Source organism: Bradyrhizobium sp. STM 3809 (assembly GCF_000239795.1).
Taxonomy (GTDB): Bacteria; Pseudomonadota; Alphaproteobacteria; order Rhizobiales; family Xanthobacteraceae; genus Bradyrhizobium.
Genome location: NZ_CAFJ01000463.1, coordinates 1 through 18,624, shown reverse-complemented (window position 1 = coordinate 18,624; position 18,624 = coordinate 1). Strand labels below are relative to the sequence as shown.

The 18,624-nt window shown below is 66.0% G+C and carries 16 protein-coding genes and 1 pseudogene; 4 read left to right on the top strand and 13 right to left on the bottom strand.

Features of this window, described 5'->3' with window-relative positions; all coding sequences use genetic code 11:
- Positions 1-178: 178 nt before the first annotated feature.
- A complete protein-coding gene (locus BRAS3809_RS21300; protein WP_008964095.1) occupies positions 179-1,402 on the bottom strand; it encodes an ABC transporter substrate-binding protein in 1,224 nt (407 codons plus the stop codon).
- On the bottom strand, positions 1,399-2,223 hold the full coding sequence (locus tag BRAS3809_RS21295; RefSeq protein ID WP_008964094.1) for a GntR family transcriptional regulator: 825 nt from the start codon (positions 2,221-2,223) through the stop codon (positions 1,399-1,401). The genes BRAS3809_RS21300 and BRAS3809_RS21295 overlap by 4 nt, the downstream gene beginning before the upstream one ends.
- A 145-nt stretch (positions 2,224-2,368) precedes the next feature.
- On the opposite strand from BRAS3809_RS21295, the gene BRAS3809_RS21290 reads away from it, so the two are divergent.
- The 3 genes from BRAS3809_RS21290 to leuD are packed head-to-tail and all read left to right on the top strand — an operon-like array spanning position 2,369 to position 6,449.
- Positions 2,369-4,372 (top strand): oxidoreductase, encoded by a 2,004-nt coding sequence (locus BRAS3809_RS21290; RefSeq protein WP_008964093.1) that lies wholly within the window; start codon positions 2,369-2,371, stop codon positions 4,370-4,372.
- Between the two features lie 41 nt (positions 4,373-4,413).
- On the top strand, positions 4,414-5,832 hold the full coding sequence (leuC, locus tag BRAS3809_RS21285; RefSeq protein ID WP_008964092.1) for a 3-isopropylmalate dehydratase large subunit: 1,419 nt from the start codon (positions 4,414-4,416) through the stop codon (positions 5,830-5,832).
- Positions 5,829-6,449 (top strand): 3-isopropylmalate dehydratase small subunit, encoded by a 621-nt coding sequence (leuD, locus tag BRAS3809_RS21280; RefSeq protein WP_008964091.1) that lies wholly within the window; start codon positions 5,829-5,831, stop codon positions 6,447-6,449. Before leuC ends, leuD begins: the two co-directional genes overlap by 4 nt.
- 179 nt (positions 6,450-6,628) lie before the next feature.
- Here leuD and BRAS3809_RS37410 read toward each other — a convergent pair whose 3' ends face one another.
- From BRAS3809_RS37410 to BRAS3809_RS21260, 5 genes and pseudogenes are all read right to left on the bottom strand, one after another.
- On the bottom strand, positions 6,629-6,709 hold the full coding sequence (locus BRAS3809_RS37410) for a hypothetical protein (protein WP_240535732.1): 81 nt from the start codon (positions 6,707-6,709) through the stop codon (positions 6,629-6,631).
- Positions 6,710-6,923: 214 nt separating this feature from the next.
- A complete protein-coding gene (locus BRAS3809_RS21275; protein WP_008964090.1) occupies positions 6,924-7,154 on the bottom strand; it encodes a hypothetical protein in 231 nt (76 codons plus the stop codon).
- Positions 7,155-7,355: 201 nt separating this feature from the next.
- Positions 7,356-8,747: a M20/M25/M40 family metallo-hydrolase gene (locus tag BRAS3809_RS21270; protein WP_008964089.1), complete on the bottom strand. Its 1,392-nt coding sequence runs from the start codon at positions 8,745-8,747 to the stop codon at positions 7,356-7,358.
- 121 nt (positions 8,748-8,868) lie between these two features.
- Complete coding sequence (locus tag BRAS3809_RS21265) at positions 8,869-9,216, bottom strand: RidA family protein (RefSeq protein ID WP_035657452.1); 348 nt, start codon at positions 9,214-9,216, stop codon at positions 8,869-8,871.
- A gap of 26 nt (positions 9,217-9,242) precedes the next feature.
- A pseudogene (locus BRAS3809_RS21260) lies at positions 9,243-10,040 on the bottom strand (NAD(P)/FAD-dependent oxidoreductase); the annotation flags it as partial.
- A gap of 353 nt (positions 10,041-10,393) precedes the next feature.
- Here BRAS3809_RS21260 and BRAS3809_RS21255 point away from each other — a divergent pair.
- Positions 10,394-12,325, top strand: coding sequence for a sigma-54-dependent Fis family transcriptional regulator (locus BRAS3809_RS21255; protein ID WP_008964086.1), 1,932 nt, complete (start codon positions 10,394-10,396; stop codon positions 12,323-12,325).
- A gap of 120 nt (positions 12,326-12,445) precedes the next feature.
- Here the strand turns inward: BRAS3809_RS21255 and BRAS3809_RS21250 are convergent, their stop codons facing one another.
- From BRAS3809_RS21250 to BRAS3809_RS21225, 6 genes are all read right to left on the bottom strand, one after another.
- The gene (locus BRAS3809_RS21250) at positions 12,446-14,074 is read right to left on the bottom strand and encodes a molecular chaperone GroEL (RefSeq protein ID WP_008964085.1); all 1,629 of its coding nucleotides are present in this window, start codon (positions 14,072-14,074) and stop codon (positions 12,446-12,448) included.
- Between the two features lie 73 nt (positions 14,075-14,147).
- On the bottom strand, positions 14,148-14,936 hold the full coding sequence (locus tag BRAS3809_RS21245; protein WP_008964084.1) for a metal-sulfur cluster assembly factor: 789 nt from the start codon (positions 14,934-14,936) through the stop codon (positions 14,148-14,150).
- Between the two features lie 5 nt (positions 14,937-14,941).
- The gene (locus tag BRAS3809_RS21240) at positions 14,942-15,979 is read right to left on the bottom strand and encodes an amidohydrolase family protein (protein ID WP_008964083.1); all 1,038 of its coding nucleotides are present in this window, start codon (positions 15,977-15,979) and stop codon (positions 14,942-14,944) included.
- Between the two features lie 105 nt (positions 15,980-16,084).
- Positions 16,085-16,441, bottom strand: coding sequence for an MmoB/DmpM family protein (locus BRAS3809_RS21235; protein ID WP_008964082.1), 357 nt, complete (start codon positions 16,439-16,441; stop codon positions 16,085-16,087).
- A 42-nt stretch (positions 16,442-16,483) separates the two neighbouring features.
- Complete coding sequence (locus tag BRAS3809_RS21230) at positions 16,484-17,575, bottom strand: aromatic/alkene monooxygenase hydroxylase subunit beta (RefSeq protein ID WP_008964081.1); 1,092 nt, start codon at positions 17,573-17,575, stop codon at positions 16,484-16,486.
- Between the two features lie 48 nt (positions 17,576-17,623).
- Positions 17,624-18,624: 2Fe-2S iron-sulfur cluster-binding protein (locus tag BRAS3809_RS21225; RefSeq protein WP_035657444.1), on the bottom strand; the 1,001-nt coding region annotated here is incomplete at its 5' end.

Sequence of the window (18,624 nt, the reverse complement as noted above, 5' to 3'; positions counted from 1 at the left end):
GCCTCATGGTTCGAGACGCGCCGCGAGCGGCGCTCCTCACCATGAGGGTCAACTCCGCAAGCGGAGTTGCATGCGAATCATGAGCAACGCGCTCATGGGCAGGACTTGCAGACCAGGCCGCGCTCACCGCAGTCGCCACAGTCTTCCTCACCGTAGCGCGCTGGTGCGCTCGGTCCGATCACCCGTTGATCGGGAACACCGGCTTGGCCTCGGCGTACTCCGCGGGGTAGATCACCTTGATGTCCTTGCCCTGCACCTGGGTGTTGAGCGGCAGAGCGCTGGCGTTCTGGCCCTTGGCGTCGAACTTGGTCTTGCCATAGGGCATGATGCCGCTATCGAACTCGTTCGCTGCCAGCGCCTCGATGATCTTGGCACGATCGGCGCTGCCCGCCTTCTCGACGGCCTGGGCGAACACCTTGACCAGCGAGTAGTTGATCGGCGTGTTGTAGGCGTAGAACTTGCCCGCCGCCGTGACCGTCTCGCGCAGCTTGGCCGTGATCGGGCTCTTCGGATCGCCCCAATGGTTGCAGTCCATCACGCCCTGGGCCGCCTCGGGGAATTCGTTGACGAAGCGATAGCTCGAGGCGGCGCCGCCGAACACGGCGTAGATGCCCTTCGGACGCACGCGCTGCTGCTGCAGCGTGCGGGCCATCAGCACGAACTCGTTGAAGTAATGCGACGGCACGATCAGATCGGGATTGAGCGCGCGCAGCCGGAGCACGACGTTGGTCATGTCGCGCGCCGGCGTCGGATGCGCGATGGTCTCGACGATCTGGAAGCCGAGCGGCGGCAGCTTCTCCTGCATGATCTTGGCGAGACCCGACCCGAACAGGCCGTCCTCGTGCACGATCGCCACCGTCTTGATCGGCTTGCCAGCGTCGTCGTTGAGCTTAACCAGGTTCTTCAGCGCCACCGCAGTCGCCATGCTGAAATTCGGGTTGAAGCGGAAGGTGTTCTTCAGCCCGCGCTCGGTGATGGTGTCCGCCACGGCGCAGTCGACGACGAACGGCAGATCGTAGCGCGAGGCGGTCTGCGTCGCGGTCAGTGCGATGCCCGAGGCGAAGCCGCCGAGCACGGCGGCGACGCCGGCCGACTGCAGCTCCTCGGTCGCCTGGGCGCCGGCTTCTGCGTTGGAGCGGCTGTCGCCGACGATCAGTTCGAGCTTGGCGCCGCCCAGCGCCTTGATGCCGCCGGCCTCGTTGATCTCCTTGACCGCGAACTCGGCGCCGATCTTGGCGAGATCTCCGTCGAGCGCAAAGGCGCCGGAAATCGGCTGCAACAGGCCGACCTTGACCGGCGCCGGCTCGGCGCGCAGCAGGCCGGGCGCCGCCAGCATCGAGGTGAGCGCGACACCGCTCTTGAGCACGGTGCGGCGTGACAGTGACTTCGGATGACGCCTCATGACTTCCCCACTTTCCTGACTGGCGGCCGCCGGCGCGGGCGCTCCCTGCGGTACACCTCGGTGGTCGGGCTCCAGTGCCGGCGCCCTTCGTCGCCCGTCCGCTCGAGGTTCATCTGCAACGTGTAGCGGTCGGGCCGGTAGAGCGCCTGCAGGTGCTCCATCGGCTGGCCGTCCTTGCCGTAGACCGTGCGGCGCAAGGCCACGAGCGGCATGCCGACATCGATGTCGAGTGCCGCAGCCACGTCGGGGCTCGACAGCACGGCGCTGATTTCCTGACGGGCTGACGCGCTGGTCAGCCCCGAGCGCTCGATCAATTCGAGCAGCGGCATGCGCGCGAGATCCTCGCGCGAATAGTTGCGGCCGATGCGCTCGGGCACGTTGGCGATGAGATAGGAGAACGGCACGCCGTCGACGAGGCGGACGCGCACCGAGCGCTGCGAGCGCTCGTCGGGGGCGAGCTGCAAGGCCTCGCGGATCTGCTCGGGCGGCACGACATAGTCGAACGACAGCAGCCGCACATCGGTCGTCCGCCCCATCTCGATCAGATGCGCGAACACGTTGGAAACGTCGGCGAGCACCGTGCGCACCTTCGAGGGCGGCCGATGCACGAAGGTGCCGAGCCCGCTCTTCTTCGCGATCAGATCCTCGGACGCCAGCAGGTCGAGCGCCTGGCGAATGGTGACGCGGGAGACGTTGTGCTCCTCGGCCAGCGCGAACTCGCCCGGCAGCCGCTCGCCGTCCGCAAGCTCGCCGGATGCGATCTTGTCCTTCAGCAGCAGGTAGATCCGTCGTGCCTTCAGCGGCTCGGACGCGGTGCGCAAGGGTGAGAGGTCCCGTGGATGCAGGCTATCTTGCTTTCAATACAGTAGGTGTATAGAAAATATGACAGCTTAGGTCAACGGGCTCGACGGTGTCGCTCGAGGCAGCAATCGAGCCATGGATTGGGCAGCGGGAGGATCACGCGATTTGTCGCAGCATCAGCCATATGCACAGGCGCTGAGCCCGCTCGACGTCGGCCCCCTGCGCTGGCGCAACCGCATCTTCGTTCCCGCGCACACCACCAATTTCGGCGAGCACCATCTGCCGAGTCTGCAGCACCTCGCCTATCACCGCGCCCGCGCGCGCGGCGGCGTCGGCGCCATCATCTTCGAATCCATCCGCGTGCACGCCAATTCGCTGGGCCGGCCGCAGGCGGTGTGCGGCTTCGATCCCGCCTGCATCGATCCGTTCCGCCGCATCACCGATCCCGTGAAGGCGGACGGCGCGGCCATGCTCGGCCAGATCATCCATCTCGGACGGCAGGTGGAGGGCGATTTCGAGCGCACGGTGTCGTGGGGCGCCTCGGCCGTGCCATGGTCGATCTCGGCGCTGCCGCCGCGGCCGATGGACGAGTTCGACATGGAGCAGGTGATCGAAGGCCATCTCGTCACCGCGCGCAACCTGGTCGCCGCCGGCTTCGACGGCATCGAGCTGCAGATGGCGCACGGCCATCTGCTGCAGCAGTTCATGTCGCCCTTGTCGAACAAGCGCAGCGACGAATATGGCGGCAGCCTGGAGAACCGGCTGCGCTTTCCCGCCCGCGTGCTCGCGGCGCTGCGCGCGGAACTCGGCGCCACCTTCTGCCTGGGCATCCGCATCAGCGGCGAGGAATATGCCGAGGGCGGGCTTGGGATCGACGAGGCCGCGCAGATCGTGCCGATGCTGGCGCGGCAGACGAAGATCGATTTCGTCAACGTCTCGCATTCCGCCTATGTCGCGAGCTATTCGCTGGCGACGCAGATGGCCGACATGGCGTTCGACCCGGCACCGTTCCGCGCCCTGCCCGCCCGCATCCGCCATGAGCTGCGCGCGCGCGGTTTCCAAACGCCCGTCTTTGCGGTGTGCCGTTTCACGGGGCTCGACGAAGCCGACGCGATGATCGCCGCGGGCGACGCGGACGCCGTCGGCATGGCGCGTGCGCATCTCGCCGAGCCGGCGATCGTGAGGAAATCGATCGAGGGCCGCACGCACGAGATCCGCCGCTGCATCGGCTGCAACCAGGGCTGCGCCGGCATGCTGGAGCGGAACCTGCCGATCCGCTGCCTGATCAATCCGATCGCGGGGCTCGAAGGACGCTTCGATGAGCCGGAAGCGTTGCCGCGCGGCGCCACCCGGAAGGTGCTCGTCGTCGGCGGCGGCCCCGCCGGACTGGAAGCCGCGCGCGTCGCGGCTGCGCTCGGGCACGAGGTGACGCTGTGGGAGCGCAGTGACCAGCTCGGCGGACAGCTGCGCACGGCGTGGCTGATGCCGAAGCGCGCGAATTTCAAGGCGTTCGTCGAGTTCCAGAGCGCGGCGCTGACGCGGCTCGGCGCGACCGTCGTGTTCAACAAGAATGCGGACGCCGCGGGGATCTCGGCATTCGGCGCCGACCGCATCGTGCTGGCGACGGGCTCGACCACGGCGGCTTTGCCAGTTTCCGGGAACGGGCCGGTGTTCACCCTGCCCGACGCGCTGCGCGCGCCGGAGCAGCTCGGCGCATGCGTTGCGGTGTTCGACCGCACCGGTGAATGGGGCACGCTCGCAGCCCTTGAGCATTTCGCCGATCTCGGCAAGGCCGTGACCCTGTTCGTGCCGGCGACCAGCTACGCTTGGCGCACCACGATCTATTCGACGCTCGCCAACAGCCGCCGCCTGCGCGAGCGCAGGGTGCGGATCGCGACGTTGCGCGCGGTGCGCTCCTATGATGGCCAGATCCTGGCGGTCGAGGATCTCTCGACCGGAGACATCGAGCGCCTGACCGGCTTCTCCGCGCTGGTCGCGGTGGACCACAACAGCACCGATCAGACACTGTATCTCTCGCTGCGACGGGCGGGACTGCCGGTGCTGCAGGCCGGCGACAACAATGCGCCGCGCACCGCGCTGGAGGCGATCTATCAAGGCCACATGGCGGCGCGGGCCCCCTTCCCTTCGCCGGCGGACGGCACGACATGAATGGGTGCGTCGCTGACGCCATCAAGTGAGGACATTCGGGAATGACGGCAACGCGGCAGCCGCAAACGCTGTTCGACAAGGTATGGGATGCGCATGTGGTGACGCGCCGCGAGGACGGCGCAGAGCTCTTGTTCATCGACCGCCACCTCGTGCACGAGGGCTCGTTCCATGCCTTCAACAAGCTCAAGGAGAAGCGCGCCAAAGTGCGCCGGCCGGATCTCACCATCGGTGTCGCGGATCATTATGTGCCGACACGCACGCGCGCGCTCAGCGAGGTCGCGCCGGACATCGCCGGCATGATCCGTCAGCTCGACGACAATTGCCGCGCCAACGCCATCCGCATGTTCGGCTTCGACGATCCGCGCCAGGGCATCGTCCACGTGATCGGTCCCGAGCAGGGCCTGACCCTGCCCGGCCTGACGATGGTCTGCGGCGACAGCCACACCTCGACGCATGGCGCTTTCGGCGCACTCGCCTTCGGGATCGGCGCCTCCGAGGTCGCGCATGTGCTGCTGACGCAGACCTTGTGGCAGAAGAGGCCGAAGCGGATGCGCATCACGGTGGACGGTGCGACCGCGCCGGGGATCACCGCCAAGGACATCGCGCTCTCGATCATCGCAAGGATCGGCGCCGACGGCGCGCAGGGGCATGCCATCGAATATGCGGGATCCGCGATCCGCGCGCTGACGATGGAGGGCCGGCTGACGCTCTGCAACCTTTCGATCGAAAGCGGCGCCCGCTGCGGCATGATTGCGCCTGACGAGACGACGTTCGCCTATGTGAGGGGACGGCCGCTCGCGCCCGCCGGCGACGTGCTCGACGGCGCTATCGCGGCCTGGCGAGAGCTGACGAGCGATGCCGACGCGGCATTCGACCGCGCGGTCCTGCTCGATGGCAAGGACATCGCGCCGACCGTGACCTGGGGCATCAGCCCGGAGGATGCGCTGCCGATCGGCGCGTCGGTGCCCGACCCCGCCGCCATGGACGATGCGTCGCGCGCGAGCCATGTCCGCGAGGCGCTCGACTACATGGGCCTCGCGCCCGGCCAGGCGCTCGACACGATCAGGATCGACCGCGTCTTCATCGGCTCCTGCACCAACAGCCGCATCGAGGATCTGCGCGCCGCGGCGAGCGTCCTCGCCGGCCGCACGGCGCGCGTGCCGGGGCTGGTGTCGCCCGGCTCCCACCTCGTCAAGCAGCAGGCCGAGCAGGAAGGCCTCGATCGCATCTTCATCGCCGCCGGCCTCGACTGGGTGGGACCGGGCTGCTCGATGTGCGTCGGCATGAACGGCGATCTCGTGCCGTCGGGCGAGCGCTGCGCATCGACCACCAACCGCAACTTCAAGGGCCGGCAAGGTCCGGGTGCGCGCACGCATCTGATGTCGCCGGCGATGGTCGCGGCGGCGGCCATAGCGGGCCATCTGACCGACGTGCGGCCGCTGTTGAGGAGCGCGTCATGAAACCTTTCGATCGCCTCACGACATCGGCCTGCGCCTTGCCGCTCGCCAGCATCGACACCGATCAGTTGATCCCGGCGCGCTTCATGAAGCGCTCGCGCGCCGACGGCTACGGACAGTTTCTCCTGCATGACATGCGCTTCGACGAGACCGGCGCGCCGCGCCCGGATTTCCCGCTCAACGCAGACGCCGCAAAGCGCGCCGAGGTGCTGGTGACAAGGCGCAATTTCGGCGCCGGCTCGTCGCGCGAGGCGGCGGTCTATGCGCTGGTGGATTTCGGCTTCCGCTGCGTGATCGCGCCGAGCTTCGGCGACATTTTCGCGTCGAACGCCGTCAACAACGGCCTGCTGCCGGCCAAGGTCAGCGAGGCCGACGCGGAGGAGATCCTTGGGCTGATCGAGACGACCGGCGCGGCGGTGACCGTCGATCTCCATGACTGCCTGATCAGGTTCGGCAATCGCAACTATTCGTTCACCATCGATCCGATCTGGCAAACGAAGCTGCTCAACGGCTGGGACGATCTCGACCTCACCTTGTCGTTGAGCGGCGACATCGGCCGCTTCGAACAGCGCGACCAGGCCGAACGGCCATGGGCCCGGCTGCCGGACCGACCCGACTGATCCCTCCGGAAAGAAAGAAGCCGCCCGCACGGGAGTGCAGGCGGCCCAAGTCCAGGGAGGAAACGCCCCAAGAAGGGCTGGATTTGGTGTACCCGATCAGGTGATTCGCGGGTATCCGGATGATACCGGAGGTTGCGATGGGGTTGACGGGTTCCCGCCCCAGCCTGAGATACCGACGATCAGGCCGCCTGCCGCTGCTCACGCTGCAGCGACTGCTGCAGCGGGCCGCGGGCTCGCTCGACGCCGGCAGCGCGGCACAGCGCCAGCAGCGACTTGTAGGCGGCGTTCTCGAAGTTCTCGAATGCATGAGTCGACGAAGGTGTTCTTCAGGAACTCATCGCCCGGCATCGCATGTCGACAAGCAGCTCAAGCAGCAGGAGCAGACCACGCCGCCGACAACGACAGACCGGGTGACGGCTCTGAACCGGCGGGACTCCCGATCAGGACTGGCGGAGCTCGCCTGCCGCGGGCCGATCACCGCCACATCGTCGGCGTCACCAGCCGGGCCTTCCGACACTGATCGTCATCGTCGCCCTCATGATCCTCAGGCCCGACCCTGCGGCCGGTTGCCGGGTCAACCGCGAACGACGGCTCAGGATGGATGTCGGGCGCAATCGTCACGGCCACGGTACGCTCCGGTTCGCTGGGCGAGCCGGCGCCGATGGAACTCGTCTGATCACGCGAATTGTCAACGGGGTCGTGCATCTGCCAGCTCCGAGCCCTGAAGCGACGGTACATAATCCTCATTCGAAACGAGGCGATATCAACTGCGTTAATCCAACCACGACGTCGCCGCGCGCGATCGATTCGTGCCGACCCCGGGGAAACGCGGGCTCAATGCCATCGTTTCGTGGCCGCGCGATGACCACATCCGCGGCGCAAAAAATCGTGATGACCGATTCCACTCTAGAAGCAGCTCGCGCCGACCCGGTCGAGCAGCGCAGCCCCTGTGCGGATGCCGTTGGTGAAGCAATCGATCGTCATGTTCTCGTTGGGCGCGTGGTTGGCTTCGTCGGCATTGGCATAAGGCACGACGAAAGCCGGCACGCCCAGGATCTTGGTGAAGACGTAGTCCGGCAAGCTGCCGCCAGTGCAGGGGAATTCGAGCGGCGTGACGCCCTGCGCCAGCGTGATCGCGTCGCGGATGATCGCAGCGAAGGGCGAATCGAGCGGCACCCGCGACGGCAGCATGCCGCCGCGCCGGATGAACTCGACCTCGGGTGCATGCTTTTTCACATGTGCCTCGACCTTCGACAGCACGTCGTCCGGCGTCATGGCCTCGACCAGGCGGATGTCGCACTTCACGAACGCCTCGCAGGGAAGGACAGTCTTGCTGCCAGGTCCGCCATAGCCGCCGTGAAAGCCGTTGATGGTCAGCGTCGGATGAAACATCAGCCTTTCGTAGTAGCCGCGCTCCGCCGGCGCATCGAGGCGGCTGAGGCCGAGGCTCGCTTTGGCAGCGTCGAGATCGAGCGGCAGGCGCTTCACCGCAGCGACGTCGAGCGCGCTGGGCGGCACGATGGCATCATGCACACCCTCGATGGTGATCTCACCGGCGGCGTTCTTCATCGTCCCGAGCAGATGCACCAGGGTCCAGATCGGATTCGGCACGATCCCGCCGAGATTGCCGGAATGCACGTCCCGATTCGCATGCCTGGCGCGCAGCTCGAACGAGCACATGCCACGAACGCCATAGGTCATGGTCGGACGGCCCGAGGGATGCATCGGACCATCCGCGGTCACGACGACATCCGCCGTCAGCCGCTCGCGATGTTCAGCGACGAAACCGGCGATGCGCGGACTGCCGATCTCCTCCTCGCCTTCGAGCAGAACGGTGACGTTGCAGGGCAGCTCGCCGTGCACATTGAGATGGGATTCGATCGCCATCAACTGCGCGAAATGCTGGCCCTTGTTGTCGCCGATGCCGCGCGCGTAAATGCGGCCGTCGCGGATGGTCGGCTCGAAGGGCGGGCTCAGCCACAGATCGAGCGGATCCGGCGGCTGCACGTCGTAATGGCCATACAGCAGCACGGTCGGTGCGCCCGGCTTGTGGTGCCAACGTCCCAGCACCATCGGATGGCCAGCGGTCGGCACCGTCTCGGCTTCCAGCCCGATCTCCCGCAGCATCTTCACGAGCAGCACGGCGACCTCGGTGATGCCGACATTGTGCGCGCTGATCGAGGGATGACGCACATAGTCCATCACGCGGGCGAGAAAGTCTTGCCTGTTGCTCTCGATATGGGCGAACACCGCATCCAGGCCGGCGGACGGAGATGGCAGGCTGCTGCTGTCGTTCATGCGGCTGGCTTCTCCTGGCCCGTGCGATGAGAGAGCCGCCATGTTCGATCGGATTCGTCCGGAAAGCAAATGACGCGCGAAGCGAGCCCCGCGCGTCATCGACCGATCGATCGTTTGATGCTCAGCCCTTGACGGCGGTGATCACGATCTCGATCAGCGCGCCGCCGCCGAGGTCGGAGACGCCGACGGTGGCGCGGACCGGCAGATCGTCGCCGAAGAACGCGGTCCAGGCCGCATCCATCTCCTTCTTCTTCGACAGATCCGTCACGAAGATCTGGCCCGAGACGACGCGCGACTTGTCGGTGCCCGCCTCCTTCAGGAACCCGTCGATCTTGCCGAGGATGTTGCGGGTCTGCTCGCCCATCGACACCGAGGTGTCGTCGGCGATGGTGCCGCCGATGAAGACGAAGCCGTTGGCCTCGACGATGCGGTGATGAATGGCCGAGCGGATCTTGCGGGTGATGGTCATGCGGTCCTCATGCTGGTGGTGATGGATCATTGCGAAAAACGCGCGATGCTGAGCCCGCTGATGCGGGTCTGCGTGCCGCCATGGACGATCAGCTCGGCCATGACCGCGCCGGCGCCGGGACCGAGCTGGAAGCCATGCGCCGAGAAGCCGAACTGATGATACAGCCCCTCGTGCAGTGCGCTCGGACCGAACACCGGGATGTCGTCGCGCATCCGCGCCTCGATGCCGGCCCAGGCGCGCGTGATGGTGGCGCCGCGCATCACCTCGAACAGCTCGGCGACGGTGCGCGCGCTCTCCGCGAGCTTGCGCCAGTCGAGCACGGTCTCGTTGCGGTCCTGATCCGGCGTGGCGAGATGGCCGCCGCCGATCAGCACGGTGCCGTTCGGGAACTGCTTGAACGACAGCTTGCGGCCGCGCAGGATCACGACGGGATCGATGAAATGCGCGACCGGCGAGGTGATCATCAGCATCGGCGCGATGGTCTCGACCGGCACCGGCTCGCCGAGCAGCGCCGCGATCCGCCCGGCCCAGGCGCCGGCGGCGTTGACCAGCACCGGTGCCGCAAAGGTCTCCGCGCCGACGTCGACATGCCACCGGCCCTGCTCTTTTCGAATGTTCGTTGCGAGGACGCCTTCGCGAATGGTGGTGCCGAGCTGCTCCGCCTTGCGGCGGAAGGCCGTCGTGGTCCGCGCCGGCTGCGCCGCGCCGTCGCGGCGCGACACCACGCCGCCCGGACAGCTCTCCGCCACGGCCGGCACCAGCCGGCGCAACTCGGTGCCGTCGATCAGCTCCTCGTGCGTAAAACCGCGGGGCGTCAACGGTGCTGGACAGAACAGATACGATGCTCGTTCAAATTGTCGCATGATTGATCGGCAACGCGATGAGTTCGGCTTTGCGCGATCGACCAACGCGTATAAGGTCAGGCATTATCAGCGCCGTCGAAGCGCTGGAACGTCGGGGATGTGAAACGCGAGCAAGGTGGTTGACGGGCCGAGCTCGTCGCCCGCGTCGTCGCACGCGCTGCTGTTTTCCGACATTTTGGAGGTATCAGGTTCGAAACGCTCGAGCGGTTCGACGATTGCGGCTGATGCGTGGCCTGTGGGCCACGACATCCGCCGCGGATGTTTGATCGCAAAGCGACGGGGGCAGCGGGCATCGACACGTTGGAGGAACCGGAATGGACCAACGGGACGTACGGGCCGCATGGCAGAAATTCATCGAGCGCGGCACCTTGTCGGGTGACGTGAGATCAACTGTGGCCGCTTCGTGGCAGCGGTCCCGGCAGCACCGCATCACCGTCGACCGTGCCAAGGCGCCGCTGGTCGCGGAGGACGAATTAGCTCGCCAGCGGGCCAAGCATGCCGCGCTTCGCCACGCCGCGCGCTCCGCGCTGCAGAACTCGAAGACGTTCCTGAGGGATGCCGGATCGATCATGATCCTGACCGATCCCACCGGTCTGATCATCGACACCCAGGGTGATGCGCGGGTGATCGATGCCGGGCGCACCGTGCATCTGGAGCATGGCGGACGTTGGAGCGAGGCCGATATCGGCACCAACGCGATCGGCGCGGCGCTGGCGGACTCATGCCCGGTGCAGATTCATGGCGCCGAGCATTTCTGCACCGAGGTGCAGCGCTGGACCTGCGCCGCCGTCCCGGTCCACGATCCGAACGATGGCGAGTTGCTCGGCGTCGTCGACATCTCCGGCCCGGCCAGCACGTTCAATCCGCAGAGTCTGGCGCTGGCGGTTGCGGTCGGCCATCACGTCGAGAGCGTGCTCGCGCAGCTGGCACGGCAGGACAAGGAGCAGCTGCTGTGCGATTTCATCGCCAAGCGCGCCTCCTGGGCCACGGAGGAATGCATCCTGCTCGACCGGCGCGGCGCCATTCTGCATGCCACCGAGCGCGGGCTGCGGGCCATGAAGGACAACGGCCTCAACACCGATGGCGACGCGCCGACGCGCTTCCTGAAGACGGTGGCTTTCGAGGATTGGCCGGCGAAGCTCAGGGAGATCCTGCCCCATGCGAGCTTCGAGCTGGTCAAGAACGGCAACACCGGTGTCGGCGCGATCGTCGTGATGCATGCCCGGCGGCGGACACCCGGGGAGCGCAGCACGGCGGCCATGCGCGGACGCGATGCCACGCCGCCGCGGCAGGCCCAGGCATCTCAGCCGGCGGCGAAGCCAGCCGGCAACAAGACGCCGCGATTTGTTGCCGAGGACCCGAACGTGCTCGCGATCGTGCGGCGCGTCGAGGGCGCGGCAGCGCGCAAGATGCCGATCCTGATCCGCGGCGAGACCGGGACCGGCAAGGAGCAGCTGGCACGCCACGCCCATGCCGCCAGCGGACGCGCCGGCGCCTTCGTCGCGGTCAATTGTGCCGCGCTGCCCGACAGCCTGATCGAGGCCGAGCTGTTCGGCTATGCCGACGGCGCGTTCACCGGCGCACGGTCCGGCGGCGCCATGGGCCTGGTCAAGGAGGCCGACGGCGGCACGCTGTTCCTCGACGAGATCGGCGACATGCCGGTGGCGCTGCAGGGTGTGCTGCTGCGCCTTCTCGATGACTGGACGGTGCGGCCGGTCGGCGGCGCCGCCTTCAAGGTCGACGTCTTCCTGGTGTCGGCGACCAACGCCGCGCTCGACAAGGCGATCGCCGAGGGACGCTTCCGGTCCGACCTGCTGTATCGGCTCAACACGCTCGAGGTGCGGCTGCCGCGCCTGCGCGAGCGCTGCGATTTCGACGCCATTGCTCGCCAGCTGCTGCACAAGATCGATCCCGGCTGCGCCATCACGGCGGGAGCGCTGGCCCGACTGGCGCCGAACCATTGGCACGGCAATATTCGCGAGCTCGGCAACATGCTGGCCCGGCTGACGCTCGGCGTCTCCAACGGGATCATCGACGAGGCCTGCGTGGACGCCATGATCGGTCGAGCGATCGGCCAACCGATCGCTCGGCCGTCGCCCGACGCGGAAGGATCGCTGCACGACGTCCAGCGCGCCCGCATCCTGATGGTCTATGCGGAGACCAATGGCAATGTCAGCGAGACCGCGCGCCGTCTCGGCGTCTCCAGGAACACGATCTATCGCGCGCTCGGCCAGCCCCGGCCATAGTCCGCCGCTCTGCTCAGCGTCGCCCGTCTCCGTGACGAGACTGGAAAGAAGAGACGCAAGATCGGCCAGCCCGAGCCGGGCGCGAACGCCCGGCCAGTTTCCTGCGCAGGCCGCGCGCGCTTACAGCAGCTCCGCGCCGCCACCCAGGGCCGGGCCCGCGGTGGGGTCGTAATCGTCCGGCTTCTTGGCGATCAATGTCTGCGTCGTCAGGATCAGCCCGGCGACGGAGGCGGCGTTGCGCACCGCGCTGTAGCAGACCTTGACGGGATCGATGATACCGGCCTTGACGAGATCGACCGAGGCGCCGTTGCGCGCGTCGAGGCCGTGGCCGTTGGCGCCCTTCGCCACCTTCCTCACCTCCGCCTCGGCGTCCAGGCCCGCGTTCGAGGCGATGTGGAATAACGGCCGGCTCAGCGACCGCTGCAGCAGCTCGGCGCCCTGCCGCACACTGCCGTCCAGCCCCTTGATCAGCTCGTCGAGCTTCGGCGCCGCCTTGAGCAGCGCGAAGCCGCCGCCGGGCACGATGCCCTCCTCGATCGCTGCCCGCGTCGCATTGATCGCGTCCTCGATCAACTGCGTGCGGCGCTTCTGCTCGACGGGCGTTGCTCCACCGGCGAGGATCATCGCCGTGCCACCCGACAGTTTGGCGATGCGCTCCTGGAACTTGTCGCGCTCGATGTTCTCCGGCGCCGCCTCATATTGCCGCATCACCTGCTCACGGCGCGCGGAAATTCTGTCCGGATCGCCCGCGCCGGCCGTGATCAGGGTCTTGGAAGCGGAGATCCGGACCTGCCGCGCGGCGCCGAGATCCTGCAGCTCGGCCTTTTCCAGCCGCCCGCCAAGATCGACCGAGATCACGCGTCCGCCCGTGGTGATCGCGATATCCTCCAGCATGGCCTTGCGCCAATGGCCGAACTCCGGCGGATGGATGGCGGCGACCTTGAAGTTGTTCTTCTCGCGACGCGCAAGGAGCTGCATGATCACGACCGGCGCGACTTCCTCGGCGATGATCAACAGCGGCCTGCCGCTCTTCTCGACCAGCGAGATCACGCCGGCGAGCTGCTCGCCGCTCTGGATCTTGTGGTCCGTCATCAGGATGAACGGATTGTCGAGCACCACCTGCATGCGCTCCACATCCGTCACCATGTGGTGCGAGAGATAGCCGCGCTCGAACGCCATGCCTTCGATCACTTCGAGCGTGGTCTGGACCGTGCTGCCATATTCGACCGCGACGATGCCGTGCGTGCCCGCGCGCTCGAAAGCTTCCGCGACCATGTCGCCGAGCGCGGCATCATTGGCCGCGATGCTCGCGACCGCGCGCAGGCCCGCCGAGCCCTGCACGGCGATCGCGGAGCGCTTCAGTTGCTTGATCGTCTCCGCCACCGCAAGCTCGAGTCCCTCGACCAGTTCCACCGGATTGGCACCTGCTGCGAGGCATTTCAGCCCGTCCTGCACCAGCACGTCGGCCAGCACCGTGGCCGTGGTGGTGCCGTCGCCCGCGGTGTCATTGGTCTGCTTCGAGACCTCGCGCAGCACCTGCGCGCCCATGTTCTCGAACGGACATTCCAGCTCGATCTCGGCGGCGATGCTGACGCCGTCGCGCGACACGATCGGCGTCCCGATCGGGCGGTCCATGATCGCGTTCATTCCCTTCGGACCCAGCGTGCCGCGCACCGCCTTGGCGAGCTTGGCGACGCCCCGTCCCAATGCGGCCCGCGCCGCCTCGTCATGCAGCATGATCTTCGGCATGGTCTCAACCTCCCTCTGGCCTGCTCTTTTTGCCGTGCTGACCGGCGCGACTTTTTGTTGTCTCCCCGGCCGGTCAGGCCGAGGCACGTGCTTTCGGAACGAACGGCGTCTCCAGATCGAACCGCACTGACAGGAGGCCGCGGCACAGCGCGCCGTTGAACTCGGCATTGACGCAGACACGGCGCAAGCCCGAGACGTAGGCGGTAAAGCGCTCGGCGCTCAGGGGCAATCCCGCGGCGTCGACGAAGGCCGGCATCTCGTCGCGCGCCGCCGCCACCACATCGCGCCGCTCGAGATAACGTTGCCTCAAACGGCCGCCCTCGTCGTCGACCGGGAGGCCACGAAGCTCGAACAAAGTGAGGGCCGTGAGCGTCTGCGGCGAATGCCCGGTGCCGGTGAGATGATTGAGCAAGGCGACCTGGCGGCGCTGGAACGCCTTGACGAGGAACGTCCGCCGCAGCTCCTCCAAGTCGCCATCGGCCTCGCCCCCGAATGTCTCCTGGAACGACAAGCCGCGCGCCAGCCCGGCATTGATCGTGTCCGCATACATGTGCTCGCCGAGCACCACGCTGACGCCGGTGACCCAGTCCAGCGTACCCACCGCGCGCCGCATGTCGTCCGCCATCAGGAACGAAAAGTTCGCGGCACACCAATAGGTCGGAAGCCGGAATTCGATGTGGACGTGGTTGCTTCCGTCCACCTCGGCCCTGGTGACGAAGTTGAGATCGACGACCGACTCGTCGAGCTCAGGATCCATGACTCGCCGCAGCGAGGCCCACACATCGGCCTGCCTTGTGTCGACCTGCCAATGCTCCGCCTGCCGGTGATCTCCCGGCAGGCTCGATATGATCCGCCCGCTCATGGCATTCACGCCGGCACGGGCTGGGACAGATGCGCGTAGCCACCGCCGGCGCGGATCTTCTTCTTCTGGGCTTCGACGTCGATGCCGTAGAGCCGCGCGGCGTTGAGACCGAGGATCTTGGTCTTGTTCTCCAGGGTCAGGACGGAGCCGGTCTCCTTGGTGAGATCCTCCGGAATCTCGAACGCCATGAACTTGTCGATCAGCCATTTCGGCGTCCAGATGCCGTAGTCGCTGCCATAGAGGATCTTGTCCGGCCCGAGCCAGAACAGCAGCTCCGACATCACATGGGCGAAATAGCCTGGCCGCGAATGAATGAACGGCAAGGCCACGGCAATGCCCGCATAGACGTTGGTCTCCTGGGTGGCGATCCAGCAGAAATCGTCCAGCCGCGGCAGCCCGCAATGTTCGACGATGAAGTTGAGATCCTGGAAGGAGGTGGCGACATCGTCGATGTCGGCGACATCGAATGCATCACGGTTCAAGGGGATGATCGTCGGTCCCTTGTGAACGTGGATGTTCTTGATGCCGAGCTTCTGAGCCGCCTCGATGTATTTGTAGGAGTCCTTGTCGGAGAGCTTGTAGCCCTTGGATTCTCCGCGCCATTCCGCCGTGTACAGCTTGACGCCCTGCAGCTTGTACTTTTCCGCCAGCGCGTGCAGATCCTCGAGGCCCTTGCTGCCGTCCCGCGGATCGAACGCACCGTTGAGGATGAAGCGGTCGGGATGGCTCTTCTTCATCGCGGCGTTGCGCTCGGTGGTGTTGAACCCGTTCTTGTAGAAGTCGGTCAGGTATGTCGGCTGCAGGATCGCCATGTCGTCATAGCCCGACACGAACAGATCGTCGAACATCGTCTTGGCGTCGTATTTCTCGAACTTCTCCTTTTCCCACTTCTCCGAGGGCGGGCTGAGGTTGGCGTGGTAGGCATAGAAGCAGTCGATGAACTGCTTGCCGTGAATGTTCTTCTGGTTGGCCGGGCTGCCGTCCCAGAAGTGGGTGTGCCCGTCGATCACGAATATCTCGTCGCCCGCAGCCGTCCTGTACATCGCGCGTCTCCCGCTCCCAGATTGATTGTGATGAGGCCTGCCGTTGATGGCAGAGCCAGCTTGGCCCGGCCGGCGCGAAGCCGGCCGGGCATCCGCAGGCGCCGGTCAGGCGATGTATTTCATCATCTCGTTCATGTCGCCGAACAGCACGACCGTGTTGTCGTCGACCATCACCATCCGGCCGTAATGCGTGGATGTCGCGATCTCGAACAGATGCGGCGTCATCTCGCGGCCGAGCTCCTCCGAGATCTCGTCCATCTTGAATTCCATCTTGCCGATGCCGTCGATCCGGATCATCGCCGGCATGTAGGTCACGGTGATATGGTCGTGGCGGCTCATGACGTCGGCGATGGCGCGCGCCTCGACGCTGTCGTTCATGGTCACCCCGCATTGGTGGGACACCGTGTCCTCGAACGTGATGTCCTTCATCGGTTTGAAGATGTTGTCGGCTTCCTGCATCATGGTCGTTCTCCTGACGAATTGAGTGAAGGGCGTGGACAGCGGCTAGGCTAGGCTGGCCGGAACCGTCAGGCCAAGCTCGGCGGCGATGCCCCTGATGCGGTTCTTGGCTTGGCTCAGGGCATCGTTGAACGAGACGACCTTGACCCGCGGCTGCGACCAGATCGGTTGCAGCCGGTTGGCGGCGTCGAGCGCGAGCTCGGCATGCTTGGCCAGCCATTTGTTGAACAGCGCGATGTTGTGCGCCGCATGCTGCGCATCGGTGCCGAGGATGTGGAACAGCTCGACCGTGTTGGCGAGGTTGCGCTCGTAGTCGGCCTCCGCCGCGGAGACCACGGCCGGCGTGATGAAGTCGTTCTGGGCCGATGCGGCCTGCATCAGGAAGCCGGACCGGAACAGCTCGCCGACAAGAGGCTCGAACACCACGTTGGTGGCGAAATACTGCTCCAGATAATCGTTCGATCCCATCACCGACTCGATCGACTTGCGCACGCCCTGCCAGATCGGATCGTCCAGCCAATGCTGCTTGCCGGCATTGACGTCGAAGCCGGGGAGGTCGAGCGCGATCTCGCTGAGATACAGCGTGATGTCCTGGGCGAAGCGCAGCTTGTAGGACGAGTTGGTCAGGATCGCGTTGTTGACCATCTGGGTGTAGCCATAGCGCTGCGCCTGCATGGTCGACGTGCCCAGGCCGAACTCGGCATGCTTGTAGGCGCCGAGGTGGTTCTGCAGGATCTTCACCCAGGCGGGATCGAAGCGCGCCGGCGCGCCGGACTTGCGGCCGTTCTCAATGGTGTTCTGCACCATGCCGCAGATCGTCGACTGCCGCTGGTAATGCGTCCGCTCCCATTCCTGATCGACGGCGCGGAACTTGTGCCAGTTGGAGCTCTTGGCGGCCGTCCAGTCCTTGCTGTAGGTCGGCGTGCCGTCCGGGAAGGAGATGATCCAGTCCTGCAGCAGATAGCGCTCCGGATCGGGTTGGACGTCGACCGTCATATCCTCGTAATGCGTCGCCTTGCGGCCCTTCGGCTCGAAATAATTGTACCTGCGGCTGTCCGAACCTGGAAACACCGCCGATCCTGCGGCGCCGGATTTGACGACCGGCTCCGCAGCGGCTCCGCTTGCCTGTGCACTCATGACGACCTCCCTCTTTGCTGTTGTGATTGCGACGATGTCCGGACGCCGTCATCGCATCGCCGGCGTAAACTTGTCGAAATAGATGTGATCCGGTTCGATGCCGTTGACCTGGAGGACCGGCAGCACCGCGTCGATCATCGGCGTCGGGCCGCAGGCATAGGCGTCGATCTCCCCGACCAGTTTCTCCTGCTTCAGATGGCGCGCGACGACCTCGTGCACGAAGCCGGTCTCTCCATCCCAATGATCTTCCTGCGTCGCGTGCGACAACGCCGGCACGAATCGGAAGTCGTTGAGCTCGCGCCCGATCGCCGCGAGTTCCTCGAGATAGAACAGGTCGGCGCGCGACCTCGCGCCGTAGAAGAAGCGGATCCGCCGCTGTTCGCCGCTCGCAATGTGATCCGCCAGGATCGACCAGAGCGGCGACATCCCCGAGCCGCCCCCGATCAGCAGCATCGGGCCGGACCGCTCCTCGCGCCGGAAACAGGTGCCGTAGGGGCCCTTCGCCATCACCACGCTGCCGACGCCGAGCCCGCCATCGAGCTGCGACGAGAAGGCGCCATTCGGGTACTTCTTGATGATGAAGCTCAGCCGCGTGCCCTCGCCAGGCGCGTTGGCCATCGAGAACGCCCGGGTGATGCGACCATCGTCGATCGTCAGGTCGACATATTGGCCGGCCCAGAACTTCATCGGCTTGTCGATCTCGATCTCCAGCAACCGGATGTCCGAGGTCAAGGCGGTGATGCCTGCGACGTGTCCTCGGAAGGTCTTGACCGCGATCGATCGCCTCAGCATGTCCTCGTCGTAATTCAGCAGCTCGAAGCTGACGTCGCTGTAGGCGTGCGTCCGGCACAGCAGGACATGACCGTTCTCGCTTTCGTAGTCCGGCAGCGCGAAGGTCGAATATTTCAGCAGCTCGATGTCGCCGTCGACGAGCTTCGACTTGCAGCTGCCGCACTGCCCTTCCTTGCAGCCATGCATCAGCGAGATGCCCTGCCGAAACGCAGCATCGAGCACGGTCTCACCCTCCTCGACCTCCATCTCGATGCCCA